Source organism: Streptomyces sp. NBC_00989, from assembly GCF_045162655.1.
GTDB lineage: Bacteria > Actinomycetota > Actinomycetes > Streptomycetales > Streptomycetaceae > Streptomyces.
Genome location: NZ_CP108728.1, coordinates 4,123,113 through 4,137,024 on the forward strand (window position 1 = coordinate 4,123,113; position 13,912 = coordinate 4,137,024).

The 13,912-nt window shown below is 69.1% G+C and carries 15 protein-coding genes and 1 tRNA gene; 3 read left to right on the forward strand and 13 right to left on the reverse strand.

Annotation, left to right across the window (positions count from 1 at the left end; translation table 11 throughout):
• Positions 1 to 98: 98 nt before the first annotated feature.
• The 6 genes from thrB to OG714_RS17670 form a co-directional block, all read right to left on the reverse strand.
• The gene (gene thrB / locus OG714_RS17645) at positions 99 to 1,028 is read right to left on the reverse strand and encodes a homoserine kinase (RefSeq protein WP_365309631.1); all 930 of its coding nucleotides are present in this window, start codon (positions 1,026 to 1,028) and stop codon (positions 99 to 101) included.
• A gap of 261 nt (positions 1,029 to 1,289) precedes the next feature.
• Complete coding sequence (gene thrC, locus OG714_RS17650) at positions 1,290 to 2,348, reverse strand: threonine synthase (protein ID WP_406122066.1); 1,059 nt, start codon at positions 2,346 to 2,348, stop codon at positions 1,290 to 1,292.
• A gap of 6 nt (positions 2,349 to 2,354) precedes the next feature.
• A complete protein-coding gene (locus OG714_RS17655; RefSeq protein ID WP_406122067.1) occupies positions 2,355 to 3,647 on the reverse strand; it encodes a homoserine dehydrogenase in 1,293 nt (430 codons plus the stop codon).
• Positions 3,648 to 3,808: 161 nt separating this feature from the next.
• Positions 3,809 to 5,200, reverse strand: a complete 1,392-nt coding sequence (lysA, locus tag OG714_RS17660; RefSeq protein WP_406122068.1) for a diaminopimelate decarboxylase — start codon at positions 5,198 to 5,200, stop codon at positions 3,809 to 3,811.
• A 55-nt stretch (positions 5,201 to 5,255) separates the two neighbouring features.
• The gene (nrtL, locus tag OG714_RS17665) at positions 5,256 to 6,626 is read right to left on the reverse strand and encodes an ArgS-related anticodon-binding protein NrtL (protein ID WP_406122070.1); all 1,371 of its coding nucleotides are present in this window, start codon (positions 6,624 to 6,626) and stop codon (positions 5,256 to 5,258) included.
• A 289-nt stretch (positions 6,627 to 6,915) separates the two neighbouring features.
• Positions 6,916 to 7,395 carry a response regulator gene (locus OG714_RS17670; protein ID WP_406131858.1) on the reverse strand — a complete coding sequence of 160 codons (480 nt, stop codon included), beginning with the start codon at positions 7,393 to 7,395 and terminating at the stop codon, positions 6,916 to 6,918.
• A gap of 208 nt (positions 7,396 to 7,603) precedes the next feature.
• Here OG714_RS17670 and OG714_RS17675 point away from each other — a divergent pair.
• The 3 genes from OG714_RS17675 to OG714_RS17685 all read left to right on the forward strand — a co-directional run bounded on the left by OG714_RS17675 (position 7,604) and on the right by OG714_RS17685 (position 8,698).
• A tRNA-Arg gene (locus tag OG714_RS17675) sits at positions 7,604 to 7,675 on the forward strand.
• 238 nt (positions 7,676 to 7,913) lie between these two features.
• The gene (locus tag OG714_RS17680; RefSeq protein WP_406122072.1) at positions 7,914 to 8,369 is read left to right on the forward strand and encodes a hypothetical protein; all 456 of its coding nucleotides are present in this window, start codon (positions 7,914 to 7,916) and stop codon (positions 8,367 to 8,369) included.
• Between the two features lie 14 nt (positions 8,370 to 8,383).
• Positions 8,384 to 8,698 (forward strand): type II toxin-antitoxin system PemK/MazF family toxin, encoded by a 315-nt coding sequence (locus OG714_RS17685; RefSeq protein ID WP_406122073.1) that lies wholly within the window; start codon positions 8,384 to 8,386, stop codon positions 8,696 to 8,698.
• A 73-nt stretch (positions 8,699 to 8,771) separates the two neighbouring features.
• On the opposite strand, the gene OG714_RS17690 is transcribed toward OG714_RS17685, so the two are convergent.
• From OG714_RS17690 to OG714_RS17720, 7 genes are all read right to left on the reverse strand, one after another.
• Positions 8,772 to 10,235, reverse strand: coding sequence for a tyrosine-type recombinase/integrase (locus OG714_RS17690; RefSeq protein WP_406122075.1), 1,464 nt, complete (start codon positions 10,233 to 10,235; stop codon positions 8,772 to 8,774).
• Positions 10,232 to 10,426 (reverse strand): helix-turn-helix domain-containing protein, encoded by a 195-nt coding sequence (locus OG714_RS17695; RefSeq protein WP_329349390.1) that lies wholly within the window; start codon positions 10,424 to 10,426, stop codon positions 10,232 to 10,234. Before OG714_RS17695 ends, OG714_RS17690 begins: the two co-directional genes overlap by 4 nt.
• Positions 10,423 to 11,580, reverse strand: a complete 1,158-nt coding sequence (locus OG714_RS17700; protein ID WP_406122077.1) for an AAA family ATPase — start codon at positions 11,578 to 11,580, stop codon at positions 10,423 to 10,425. The genes OG714_RS17695 and OG714_RS17700 overlap by 4 nt, the downstream gene beginning before the upstream one ends.
• Positions 11,577 to 12,476, reverse strand: a complete 900-nt coding sequence (locus OG714_RS17705; protein WP_406122079.1) for a bifunctional DNA primase/polymerase — start codon at positions 12,474 to 12,476, stop codon at positions 11,577 to 11,579. The genes OG714_RS17700 and OG714_RS17705 overlap by 4 nt, the downstream gene beginning before the upstream one ends.
• Before the next feature lie 89 nt (positions 12,477 to 12,565).
• The gene (locus tag OG714_RS17710) at positions 12,566 to 13,198 is read right to left on the reverse strand and encodes a MazG-like family protein (RefSeq protein WP_406122080.1); all 633 of its coding nucleotides are present in this window, start codon (positions 13,196 to 13,198) and stop codon (positions 12,566 to 12,568) included.
• 20 nt (positions 13,199 to 13,218) lie between these two features.
• Positions 13,219 to 13,701 (reverse strand): hypothetical protein, encoded by a 483-nt coding sequence (locus tag OG714_RS17715; protein ID WP_406122082.1) that lies wholly within the window; start codon positions 13,699 to 13,701, stop codon positions 13,219 to 13,221.
• A gap of 12 nt (positions 13,702 to 13,713) precedes the next feature.
• On the reverse strand, positions 13,714 to 13,908 hold the full coding sequence (locus OG714_RS17720; RefSeq protein ID WP_406122084.1) for a hypothetical protein: 195 nt from the start codon (positions 13,906 to 13,908) through the stop codon (positions 13,714 to 13,716).
• Positions 13,909 to 13,912: the final 4 nt, after the last annotated feature.

The window sequence follows — 13,912 nt, forward strand, 5'->3', positions numbered from 1 at the left end:
CAAGCACCTCGCCATGGTGGGGTCGGGTGCAGACTTGAGATTAACACTACCGGATCCAACAAACATTCCCCCTCTCGAAATCCGGCGACGGTACGTAGTCAATTGACGGTGGAGGACGCGAGCGGCAGTACGCACGCGCCCTGTGCGTCGAGATCCAGCCGGTTCGCGGCCCAGCCCTCACCGGCGAGGTGGGACACCTTGTCGGCGTTGTCGGCGTCGACAAGTGCCAGCACGGTCGGTCCGGCGCCGGAAATCACGGCCGGAACTCCGTCCGCCCTCAAGCGGTCCACGAGCGCCGCGCTTTCGGGCATCGCCGGAGCGCGGTATTCCTGGTGCAGGCGGTCCTCGGTGGCGGGCAGCAGCAGCTCGGGGCGCCGGGTGAGGGCCTCGACGAGCAGTGCGGCGCGGCCCGCGTTGGCGGCGGCGTCGACGTGCGGGACGCTGCGCGGGAGCAGGCCGCGCGCGGTCTCGGTGAGCACCGGCTTCCCGGGCACGAAGACCACCGGAACGATGGAATCGGCCGGGTCCATCCTGATCGCCCGCGCGGCTCCGCCGTCCATCCAGGAGAGCGTGAAGCCGCCCAGCAGACAGGCCGCCACGTTGTCGGGGTGGCCCTCGATCTCGGTGGCGAGTTCCAGCAGGGCCGTGTCGTCGAGCCGGGAGTCCCCGCCTATGGTCACGGCGCGCGCGGCGACGATGCCGGCGCAGATGGCGGCGGAGGAGGAGCCCAGGCCGCGGCCGTGCGGAATGCGGTTGGCGCACACGATCTCGAGGCCGCGCGGCTGTCCGCCGAGCAGGTCGAAGGCTGTGCGCAGGGACCGTACGAGGAGGTGGTTCTCGTCGCGCGGGAGGGTCTCGCTGCCCTCGCCGGCGATGTCGATGAGCAGCCCGGAGTCGGCGACACGGACGACGACGTCGTCGTAGAGCCCCAGCGAGAGGCCGAAGGCGTCGAAGCCCGGGCCGAGGTTGGCGCTGGTGGCGGGGACGCGCACCCGGACGGCGGCGGCGCGGAAGGCTGGACCGGCCATCGCTCGATGACTCTCCTTGAGCTGCGTGACTGTCGAAGACATTCGATGAGATTCGATAGGTACGTGAAGACCCTCGGGCCGTGGAGACGGCGCGGTGCCGAGCCATGCGCGCAGGCATATGCGGCGGGCGGGTTCGGTACAGCCTATCGAAGGAAGGTTCTGTGGCGACATAGGGCGCACAGGAGGCGCACGATGCGTGTCGTAAGCCCCCCGTGCACCCCCCGTAGGGATCTTCCTACGGGGGGCTTTCGAGGTGTCTCGCTACGCGAGGCCGAGCCGCTCGGCGGCCGTCGCCGCGTCGACCGGGACGGTGACGGGCTGCGGGGCGCCCGCGACGGCCCAGTCGGGGTCCTTCAGACCGTTTCCGGTCACCGTGCAGACGATGGTCTGGCCCGGGTCGACCTTGCCCTGCTCGGCCGCCTTCAGCAGACCGGCGACGGAAGCGGCGGACGCGGGCTCGACGAAAACGCCCTCCTGAGCGGCCAACAGCCGGTAGGCGCGCAGGATCTCACGGTCCGTCACCTCGTCGATGAACCCGCCGGACTCCTCCCGCGCGTCCAGCGCGAACTGCCAGGACGCGGGGTTGCCGATGCGGATCGCGGTGGCGATCGTCGACGGGTCCTTGACGATCTCGCCGCGCACGATGGGCGCGGACCCGGACGCCTGGAACCCCCACATGCGCGGGGTCCTCGCGGCGATGCCGTCGCCGGCGTACTCCTTGTAGCCCTTCCAGTACGCGGTGATGTTGCCCGCGTTGCCCACCGGCAGGACGTGGACGTCGGGCGCGTCGCCGAGCATGTCGACGATCTCGAAGGCGGCCGTCTTCTGGCCCTCGATGCGCACCGGGTTGACCGAATTGACCAGCGCCACAGGGTAGTTGTCGCTCAGCTCGCGGGCGAGGGTGAGGCAGTCGTCGAAGTTTCCGTCGACCTGGAGGATCTTCGCGCCGTGGATGAGGGCCTGGCCCATCTTGCCGAGCGCGATCTTGCCGCGCGGCACGAGGACGGCACAGACCATCCCGGCGCGTACGGCGTAGGCGGCGGCGGAGGCCGACGTGTTGCCGGTGGAGGCGCAGATGACGGCCTGCGCGCCCTCCTCCTTGGCCCGCGTGATGGCCATGGTCATACCGCGGTCCTTGAAGGACCCGGTGGGGTTGGCACCCTCCACCTTGAGGTGGACCTCGCAGCCGGTGCGCTCGGAGAGCACCTGCGCGGGCACGAGGGGCGTTCCGCCCTCGCGGAGGGAGACGACCGGCGTGCTGTCGGACACCGGGAGCCGGTCCCGGTACTCCTCGATGATTCCGCGCCACTGGTGGGTCATTGCTGGTTACTCTCCTTCAACCCGCATGATGCTGGCGACACCCCGCACGGTGTCGAGCTTGCGCAACGCCTCGACGGTCCCGCCCAGGGCGGCGTCGGACGCGCGGTGCGTGACGACGACGAGGGATGCCTCGCCGTCCTTCCCCTGCTGCCGAACCGTATCGATCGAGACTCCGTGCTCGGCGAACACGGTGGCGACCTGTGCGAGAACACCCGGTTTGTCGGCGACGTCGAGGCTGATGTGGTACCGCGTGACGACCTGGCCCATGCCCGACACCGGGAGCGCGGCATACGCCGACTCGCCGGGCCCGGTGGTCGAGTTGAGCCGGTTGCGGCACACGGCGACGAGGTCGCCGAGCACGGCGGAGGCGGTGGGGGCGCCGCCCGCGCCGGGGCCGTAGAACATCAGCTGCCCGGAGGCGTCGGACTCGACGAACACGGCGTTGTAGGCGCCGCGTACGGAGGCGAGCGGGTGGCTGAGCGGGATCATCGCGGGGTGCACGCGCGCGGTGACGGATCCCCCGTCCTCGGCCCGCTCACAAATAGCGAGCAGCTTGATGGTGCAGCCCATGTTCTTCGCGGAGGCGAAGTCGGAGGCGGTGACCTCGGTCATGCCCTCGCGGTAGACGTCGTCGAGACGCACGCGCGTGTGGAAGGCGATTCCGGCGAGGATGGCGGCCTTGGCGGCGGCGTCGAAGCCCTCGACGTCGGCGGTGGGGTCGGCTTCGGCGTACCCGAGGGCGGTGGCCTCGTCGAGGGCCTCCTGATAACCGGCGCCCGTGCTGTCCATCTTGTCGAGGATGAAGTTGGTCGTCCCGTTGACGATGCCCAGCACCCGGTTGACCTTGTCACCGGCGAGGGACTCGCGCAGCGGCCGGATCAGCGGAATGGCACCGGCGACGGCGGCCTCGTAGTACAGGTCCTTGCCCTGCTGCTCGGCGGCGGCGTGCAGCGCGGCACCGTCCTGGGCAAGCAGCGCCTTGTTGGCGGAGACGACGGAGGCACCGTGCTCGAAGGCGGCGGTGATGAGGGAACGGGCAGGCTCGATCCCCCCGATGACCTCCACTACGACGTCGATGTCGCCGCGCTTGACGAGAGCGGTGGCATCGGTGGTGACGAGGGCGGGGTCGATGCCTTCGCGGACCTTGGAGGGCCGCCGTACGGCGACGCCCGCGAGCTCGACGGGTGCGCCGATGCGGGCGGCGAGGTCGTCGGCGTGCGTCGTCATGATGCGCGCCACCTCTGAGCCGACCACTCCACAGCCCAGCAGCGCCACCTTCAGCGGACGCGTACGCATCATCCGACCTCGTTTCCTCATACCGTCATCGGTTGGACCAGTCTCACTCACCGGACGGGAGTTTCTATCCATAGTCCGGATCGTGAGACATCGATTTCATTTCTGCGGGGGTGGAAGACCGGAGATCTTCCACCCCTTTCCTGCTTCCTCTTTTATCGAAGATCTCAGCCGACATCGAGCCGGAGCAGGTCCTCCTCCGTCTCCCGGCGGACGATGACCCGCGACTCCCCATCCTTCACGGCGACGACCGGCGGCCGGAGCACATGGTTGTAATTGCTGGCCATGGAACGGCAGTACGCACCCGTGGCCGGTACGGCGATCAGGTCACCCGGTGCCAAATCCCCCGGCAGAAAGGCGTCCTTGACCACGATGTCCCCGCTCTCGCAGTGCTTGCCGACGACCCGCGCGAGCATGGGCTCGGCGTCGGAACGCCGGGACACGAGAGCGACGCTGTACTCGGCGTCGTAGAGCGCGGTCCGGATGTTGTCGGACATGCCACCGTCGACCGACACATACGTCCGCAGCCCGTCGAGGGGCTTGATGGTGCCGACCTCGTAGAGCGTGAAGGCGGTCGGCCCGACGATGGCGCGCCCGGGTTCGACGGAGATACGAGGGGTCCGCAGCTTCGCGGAGTCGCACTCGCGGGTGACGATCTCGGTGAGCGCCTTGGCGATCTCGTGCGGTTCGCGGGGGTCGTCGTCGCTGGTGTAGGCGATCCCGAGCCCACCACCGAGGTCGATCTCGGGCAGCTCGACACCGTGCTCGTCGCGGATGTCCTTCAGCAGCCCGACCACACGATGGGCCGCGACCTCGAAGCCGGACATGTCGAAGATCTGCGACCCGATGTGGCTGTGAATCCCGATGACTTCGAGCCCGTCGAGCTGAAGGGCGCGGCGCACGGCTTCGGCGGCCTGCCCGCCGGCAAGCGGAATCCCGAACTTCTGGTCCTCGTGGGCGGTGGCGATGAACTCGTGGGTGTGCGCCTCCACGCCCACGGTGATCCGGATCTGCACGCGCTGCCGCTTGCCGAGGGACTGCGCGATATGGGCGACCCGCACGATCTCCTGGAAGGAGTCGAGAACGATCCGCCCGACACCGGCGTCAATGGCCCGGTGGATCTCGTCCGTGGACTTGTTGTTGCCGTGGAAGGCGATGCGGTCGGCGGGCATACCGGCGGAGAGAGCGGTGACGAGTTCTCCCCCGGAACACACATCGAGGTTGAGCCCCTCCTCGTGCAGCCACCGCACGACGGCACGGGACAGGAACGCCTTCCCGGCGTAGAAGACGTCGGCGTCGTGCCCGAACGCGGTACGCCAGGCCCGGGCCCGCTCCCGGAAATCGGCCTCGTCGAGAACGTAGGCCGGAGTGCCGTGCTGCTCGGCCAGCGTCTTCACGTCGATACCGCCGACGGTGACGACACCGTCCGAGTCACGACCGACGGTCTGCGCCCACACCTTGGGGTCGAGTTCGTTGAGGTCGGCGGCCGGGGCGGAGTAGTGCCCCTCGGGCAGAACGTCGGCGTGACGGGGCCCGGCGGGATGTGCGGAACGGCTCATGTCGTATCTCTTCTGTCTCTTCCTGGCGCTCAGATTTCGGAGGACTTCTTGGCGCTCAGAGGTATTGGGGTGCGTCGATGCCGAGCAGGGAGAGGCCACCGGCCAGCACCACCCCGGCAGCTTCGGCAAGCGCGAGCCGGGCACGGTGGGCGGCCAAGGGTTTCTCGTCCCCGAGCGGAAGCACCGCGGGGAGCAGACCGAGAGTCGCATCGGCTACGGCGACCAGGTGACGGGCCAGCAGGTCGGGAGCGCGGTGCGCTGCCGCGCGGGCGAGGAGGCGGGGGTGGTCGGCGAGAAGGGGGAGGACGGGGGTCGTGTCCTCTTGTACGTCTTGCCGTACGTCCTGTTGTGCGTCTTGTCGTACGTCCTGTCGTACGTCGCCGGGTGCGGCGGTGAAGCCGAGGTCGGCGGCGTTACGGCTGACGGCCCGGGTGCGGGCGTAGGCGTAACGGACCCGGAAGAGAGGGTTGCTCTCCCGCTGCACGAGGTGGTCGGCGGTGAGGCGGGGCCGGTCGTGGGGGGCGGGGTACAAGAGGGCCCAGCGAGCGGCGTCACGGCCGAGGGTCAGCAGTTCCGCGGGGTCGGCGACCGGGACGGGCCGGACGTTGACGTCGGGGGGAGCGGGGGCGGGGGCCGGTGCGGGGGCGTCTGCCGGTGCCGGTGCCGGTGCGGGTGCCGATGCCGCCGGGGTGCCGTATGCGTCGACCTCGATACCGAGGACCGCCGCCCACTCGGGCTCGGGGCGGGCCTCGCAGGTGGTGCGGACGAGGGCGCCCTGCGAACGCAGGAGGCGGGCGACGACGTCCATGACGACGAGGGCGCGGGGGTCGTGGGGGGCGCGCAGTTGTACGAGGCGGGCGTTGGGAATGAGCGTGTCGGGGCTGTTGGGGGCGGGGCGGCGGGTGAGCGCGTCCGCGCTGCTGGGGGTGGGTTGGCGGGTGAGCACCTTTGGGATGCCGGAGACGTGTTCCGGGGGAAGCGCGTCCGGGCCGCCGGGGACGGGGTGCTGGGTGAGCGCGTCCGGGCTGCCGGAGACGTGCTGGCCGGCGAGGGTGTCCCGGCTGATGCCGGCCGCAGCCTCATCGGCGAACCCGTACCGCGGGCCGCGCCGCAGGATCTCCTCGACGAGCGCGGTGGACGCCGTACTCCCGAGGCTGATGTTGAGGAACCCGGGCCCGGTGATCTCGACACCGCTGACGCCATGCGCACCGGCGAGATGCGGCCGCAGCAGTTCGGCGACACGGCGGGGGGTCTCCCCGGCGGGCCGGGCGAGCTGGAGGGCGATGTTGGTGGCGTAGTCACCCCACCCGCCGGCCCCCGGCACGGTCACCGACGCCTTCTCCGGCACGACGACGTGCAGCTCCCCCTCCTCGACAGCACGACGCACCGCGCGCAGCACGGTACGGGAGAGCTCGACGGGGGTCACGGGACAAGCGTATGGGAGGAGGGGGGTGGGTAGGCCAGCCGGTTTGTCCGGGGGTCCGGGATGTGGACACGGGAGGATGGATCGGGTCGGAGTGTGCGGGCACGGGGGGGCGGGCTCAGGAGGGATGACGGCAAGGAGCCGACCGTGCATCCGCGGAGGTGGACCTCTATGGCGGAGGTGGGTCTATATAAGAGGTGGGTCTCTATATAAGGGGAGCAAGCATGGAGACCAACAGGTGGCGACAACTGGAAAGCCTGGCCTGGAGGCAACCTCGGCCTCGGCCTCACTCTCAGCCGCCGCTACGCCCACCCCGCCCGGCCCGCTCACCCTCACCGGCGCCGGCACCGAAGGCACCACCGATGGAAAGGCCGTCGGCCGGATCATGTGGATCCCTCGGGCCACGCGGCTCACGCCGCCCCCGCTCGATCAACTGCCGTACGAGAGTGATCAGTTCAGCAGGTTCGAAGGGCTTGGCGAGAAACGCGTCGACGCCGACGTCGAGCCCGCTGTCGACCTCGTACTGAGTGCACGCGCTCACGATGGCGAGGGGCAGATCACGGGTCCGGGGATCGCTACGCAGCCGCGCGGCAGTCCGCAGCCCGTCCAGCCGAGGCATGACGACATCCAGGGTCACGACATCAGGCCGCACTTGATGAATGACGTCCAGACACTCGGCACCATCGGCCGCGGTCACGACCTCGAGACCCTCCAGCTCGAGATTGACCCTGATCAACTGCCGGATGACCTTGTTGTCGTCCACAACAAGCACCCGACCCGACGCGCCTGGCACAACTCGAGAGTAGGTCCGGACCGGCCACCGCGTCCGGGTTTTCCCCACTTCCACCCCCCGCGAGCGACCCGACACACCTCCCCGACCACCTTCCTGACCACCTCCCTGACCACCGAGAAACCTGTTCATGAACACCCGTAAGGAGCTGGTAGGGTTCTACCCGTCGCCGCAAACACAGCGCCGACACGCCCCCGTAGCTCAGGGGATAGAGCAACGGCCTCCGGAGCCGTGTGCGCAGGTTCGAATCCTGCCGGGGGCACTCGCCAGTCAGCCAGCAAAAACCATGCTCTGACCTGTGCGGATGCCGACACGAGAGAGCGGGAGTCAGTCTCACTGACTCCCGCTCTTTCTCGTTGTCTCTCACCGTTCGCGCACTATCTGCGATACACGCGACACACTTCCGTAGCCCCTCCGCAGCCACTGCCTTGACCAGCCGGACTGCGCCCCTGACACTCGATGTATGACATCTGTACGACAGGGCCCAGGAAGGAGGAACGATGACCCCTGAAACCCGACCCAAGAGAGGCAAGGCAGCCCCTGCTAGCTCGAAGCACGGCGAGACCAGCGTCACGCGCAGCAAGACTGCCAAGTCTGCCGCGATCGCCAAGGCCATGAAACCTGCTGCGCTCGCCAAGAAGAAACCCGCTAAGTCTGGGCAGTACCGGCCATCACGCTTGCCAGCAGGCAGCTACACCAGTTCCACCGAAGTGGCTCAAGTCCGGCTAAGGCCTGACGAGATGGCAGACCTGCGATTGGTCATGCAGTCGCTCAATCTGGCATCAGTCTCTGATGCACTTCGCGAGGGACTCCGCCTCCTCTCACGCGAGGCGGCAGAGGTGGCAGCCTCTGAGGAGATTCGAGCCTTCTATCAAGGGGACGCGGCTCCTCTCCCAACAGGCGCATTGCCCGCTACTGCGGAAGAACTGGAAGCGGCAGACGAATTCGAATGGTGAACGCTGGGACCGCAATGCGTGGCGAGGTCTGGGGATGCGCACTGCCAAGAATTGGTCCGCACCCCGTAGTAATCCTCACGGTCAATCGCATCGCAGAGCCGCTAGCAGCCGTTACCGTCGCGCTGGTCACAGGCACGTCTGGACCCGCCTCAACTCACGTCGCGATCGGGCCTGAGTGTGGCGTAACTAAGTATCCCGAGTCCTATGTGAACTGTACCGACCTGCACACGGTGCCTAAATCAAACCTCCGCAAACGTCTAGGTCTTCTAGACCCAAGCGAGTTGAAGCGAATTGAGGATTGCGTTCGCGTGATCCTGGGATTGTCATAGAGCACTCGGGCAATAGAGTCACGAATGAAGGCGGCGACCGATGTTATTGGGTCGCCGCCTTCATTCGGCTATCTCAGGCTGCGTCGCCCTCTTCCTCCAATGCCCTTGCGATCTTCTCGTTTGCCGCTTCCTCGTGTCCGTCGATGCAGCCGTGGTACCGGCGGTGGATTACCTCCGGGGAGTTGCCGACGCGCCGGGCTACTTCGGCGATCGGGACTCCCGCGTTGAGCCACCGCGTGATGCAGGCGTGCCTCAGGTCGTACGGGCGCCCGGCCAACGGCGAGACGACCCGCTCAGGCGGGAGGGCGAACAGCCGGGCTTCCTCCCAGACGCGCCAGTACGTCGACGAACCGACGACTCCCCCGCGCTCGTTGCCGAATACGCGCCCTTCCTTGGCGGTTCCGAACTCCTTCAGGTGGGCCCGCAGGATCTCGACCAGAACGGGCGGGATGGGGACCGGGCGGTCCGTGTCCGCCTCGCGCGCCTTCAGCCCCCGGCGGTCGTGCCGCTCCCCCGAATCGGTCCACTGCTTGCCGGAGACGGGACGCGTCTCCCGAAGCGTGAGCGTGCCCCAACCCGCGTCCGGCAGATGGCAGTCGGACAGCCTCAGCCCGACTGCCTCAGCGGGCCTGAGGCCCGCGTAGTACAGGACCGCGTAGAAGGCCGCCAGGCGCCGCCCACGGTTGCGGTCCCACGAACCGACGTAGGAGACCGCAGTGAGCAACTGGCGCCCCTGTACGGCGTTCACGAGGACGCGTCGGTCCACCACCGCGCCGGAACCCACGCGCTTCTTGTGGGCGCCCTGGAGGGGGTTCTCCGGGAGTTCCTTGGCGGCCACGGCGTGTTCGAGGGCCGTGTTCAGGACCCGGCGCCGGCGCTTGTGTGTCTCCCCCGCCGCCGGGGTGCCGTCGAGCCGGTAGCTGAGGCGGTACAGCACGTCCTCGAACACCTCAAGGTCGACCAGCTCGAAAACCGGACGGTCCTCCTTCGTGAGCCACTCGTAAGCGTCCTTCAGTTCGGCCGGCGGCTCATTTCCCGCGTTCGCGGGGACGATCGCCCACCGGAACGCCAGGCGCAGGGACTTGTCCTCAGGAGTGTTCTCGCCTCGCTTCACCATGGCGAGCGACACGGCCGCGAGACCGTCCGCCATGCCCTCACGGGTCTTGGCGGCACTCATGCGCCACCGCCCGGCGACGTACTTCCGGCAGAACTCGAACCACCGCAACGACGGCTTGGCCGCAGTCGCCGTTGCCGCCGCCTCTTCTGCCGCGCGGACTTCGGACTCAGGCTGTCCGCTTGCGATCTCGAACGCTTCGCCCCGGCGCATGGCCTGCCGCAGCTCCGAGCGTCGGCTTTCGGCGAGTGCCGACGTGGCGAACGTCGCGCTGCTCACCTTCCCGCCTACGACCCACCGGAGTTGATACGGCCGCGCCTTGCGGTCGACCTTCGTGACCTTCCATAGCCGGACGTCGAGGGAGTACCCCAGCCTCGCCTCCCCGTGCGGGCGGAGAGGCGAGGCGTCTTCGGTCGTGCTCACGCGGCATCCTCCCGCTCCGCAAGCCAACGCTCGTATTCGGATCGGCGGATGCGGACGTCGCCGTTCGGCAGCTTGATCGAGCGTGGTCCCTTCCCGAGTTGGCGCCACCGGTAGAACGTCGACGGAGCCACCTTCAGATCGGTGATGACTTCCGCGACGGTCAACTTCTCGTCCAGCGTGCGGGCGCTCATAGCGCCGTCCCTTCGGCTTCGGTCGACCCGGACAGCCCGGACAGCTCCAATTCCGACTGTCCGGGTTGTTCGTGCTGGTCAGAGGGGGTAACCGGACAGTCGGACAGTGCGGACACCTCTTGGGCGCCCTGTGTCCGGGTCTCGGTGTCCGGGAAGTACCGGCCGCCGGCGTCCTTGGTGAGCTGTCCGGCCTCGGCCATGCGTGAGCACGTCCGGCGGATCGTGTCCATGTCGACGTGCGGCAGCTCGCCCGCCATGTCCTTGGGCTTCGCGCCGGGGTGGGCGCGGACGTAGCGGAGGATCGCGGCTCGGGTGTCGCCGACGGTGTGGTCGGTGGCGGGGCCGTCCAGCAAGTGCCAGGCTCCGGAGGCGGGTTGGAAGCTGAGGGCGTATTCGGCTTCGTCCACGTCGCGGCCGGTGACGTGCAGGATGCCGTCGGCCTGCCCGCGGGCCCGTTTCAGTACGAGCGTGGCGTCCGCGGCGCCTGCGATGCCGTTGGTCCCGGAGACCTCGGTCAGGAAGTCGTCCGAGCCTGCCTTGCGGACGTGGTGGACCAGGACGACGGCGATGCCGTAGTGGTCCGCGAGGCGCTTCGCGTAGCCGACGGAGACGTAATCGGCGTCGTACGCGGACACCCCTTGCGGGGCTTGGCCGCGCATCTTGGCGAACACGTCGATGACGACCAAGCGGGCGTCCGGGTTGCGGTCCAGCCACTGCGCGATGGCCTCGGTCCCGCCCGCAGGGAAGGGCGGGCACTCGGTCACCAGGGTCAGCCCAGCGGGCGCCGGCTGTCCTCCCAACAGCTTGCCCATGCGGGTCTGGAGACGGCGCGGGGTGTCTTCCAGGGCGAGGTAGAGGACCGGTCCGCCCTCGACTGGCACGGAGTCGAAGGCCTGGCCCCCGGCGGCGACCGCGAGGGCGAGTCCGAGGGAGAGCCAGGACTTCCCGACCTTGGGCGGTCCGGCGAGCAGGCTGACCCCTTCGGCGAGGATGCCGGGCACCGCCCATTTCGGGTCGGGGAAGTCCGCGGCCATGAGCTGATCGGCCGTCCACGCGGTCCGCGGGCGTTCCCGCTTCGGCGGCGGCACGGTGGGGAGTTGGGGGTCGCTGGGGACGGAGTACAGGTGCAGAGGCGGGATCGGGTTGGCGCTCATGCCGCGACCGTCCGAGGGCGCCGGGCGCCAGCCCTGAGCCCGGAAGCGATCGTGCGCCGTGCCTCGCGCTCGCCCTGCCCCACCTGGAGTGCGGCAGTCAACAGCCAGCCGGTCACGTCGACTTCGGCCAGCTCTCCCCCGGCGACAAGCTGTCCGAGGGCGACGGACGCGATGTACAGCTCGTTGTTGTGCTGGTCCTCGCCAGAGCCGGTGACCCGCTCGACTTCCCCGTTGACCGCTGCGTTCAGGAAGGCAGTGCGCCGTCCGCGACCGGAGAGGGCAACCCGGATTGGCTTCTGCGGGGGCAGCGGCGCAGGGCGCAGTAGTTCGGCGAGCCAGACCGGCAGGGGCGTTGCGGGACCGTTGTGAGTGACCTCGTAGGGGCGTCCGTTGAAGGTACTGCCCGCGCCGACGACGAGTCCGCCGGCGGCGCGGGTGTCGACCTTCCAGCCGAGCCCGCGGGCGCTGTCCCCTGCGGTGTTGCGCAGGATCTCGCCCTCGGGGGCGTTGAAGTAGAGGTGCGTGCCGCCGCTCCAGGTGCGGACCGTGTACGTGTCGGCGGGGAAGGGCTGGCCATGGCGTTCGCAGAGCAGGGCGAGGACATCGGCGCCGTCGGTGACGCCGTGTTCGGCCCAGTGCGCCGGCGGGGTGTCGTCGGCGTGCTTGGGCCTGTCCAGGTCAATGACGACCAGGTTGGAAGGTCCCGTGGCGATGCCGAGGTTGAAGGCGCCGACGCGCCAGGCGACGGTGATGCGGTCTTGGTCGGTGGTGGCGCGGGTCTCCCAGTCGGAGAGCGCGGGCCGCTTGTCGCCGGGGATCAGGGGGAAGACGTGCCAGCCTCGTGACGCTACGTCGAGCGCTGAGGCGAGCTGGGCAGAGCCGTCCGTGTGCGGCATGCTTGAGGGTTCCTGTTCTGTCTTCGGATGGACAGGGAGAACCGCGGCGGCGGGCGACCTTGCTGGGGAGTCCCGCCGCCGCGGCATTGCTACTGGTGCTTGGCCCAACGGGCGTACTGCTGTCGGACGTAGTGGCGCGGGTCGCAGATGACGGACGCGTCGTCCATGTCCATCAGTCGCTGAGCCGCATTGGTCGCGACGTCGCCCGCGTCGTCGCCGGTCGTTCCCTGGAGTGCGATGCGGTCCAGGACGGCCGCTTTGCGGAGCCAGAAGTCACGGTCCGCGCCATCGCCAGACCGGTCCTTTACGACCGTCCGGGCAACCGCGGCCGTCCAGGCGATCTCACAGACGATGGTGGGAGCGGTGGCGTAAGCGTCTTCCGGCGTCGGCCACACTGTCGGACCCACCTCGACCTCATGCAGCCGCTGGGCAACGGCGTGCAGCTTGGCGTCCAGCACGGCGGGCGGGTGGGTGGTGAAGGCGTGCAGGGCGACGGTGGCGGCGATGATGACGTCGCACAGTTCGTCGGCCACGTCCGCGCGGGTGTGGGTGGTGCCCTTGCGGGGGTTCTGGCCGGTCATCCCGATGTACGCGGCCGACGCCTCCCCCGCTTCCTCAACTACCTTCATCAGCCGCATCGCCGTCTCGTGCTCGCCGGTGCCGTTGGCGGTGTTCAGCGCGGTGACGATGCGGGCCGTGACGGGCCACAGAACAGCACTCATGAAAGTCCCTCCGGGACTGGTCAGTTGCGGTGGTCGTTGTGGGTGCGGGCGAAGATCCCGCGCGTGTGGGTGGTCGTGTTCTCCTGCGTGATCGGGCCGGTGTAGTGGTGGTGATGGGTGTCGGGGGTGGCCTCGCCCGTGCGGCGCATGAGCCGGGCAAGGGCGAGCACGAAGGCGGTGGGTGCGCCGAAGACGAGACCGCACACGAGCGGGTCGGCGAACTGGGAGACGTACATGAGCACGGCGGCCGTGCCGCCGACCATGGTGGTGGCGGTGGCTCCGGCGAGCATGAGGACGCTCGCGTCGGTGGCGCCCTGGCTCATCGGGGGCCGCCCCGGCTGCGCGACAGGCGGGGCGTCGCCCCGGGCGGGGACGGGGGTGGTGTCGCGGTAGGCGGTGGGCTGGTAGGCGTCGGCGATGATCCGGCGAGCCTCGCTCGCCGCTTCCGCGTCGGTCATGCCGACGTCGGGCCTGGTCCGGCGGGGGGTGGTCTCGGGGTGCATGCGGGGTCCCTTCTAGTGGCCGATGCCGGGGAGGGCGTCGGTCACGGCGGTGACGAGATGATCGACGGTGTCGGCGGCGCCGGTGCGTGCGAGGTAGAAGCCGAAGAGCGCGACGACGACGGCCGCGCCGGCGCCCACCGCGCGGAAGCGCAGCAGCAGCGCGGCCACCACGGCGAGCAGCAGTACGAGCGGGATGGTGAGGACCACGGGG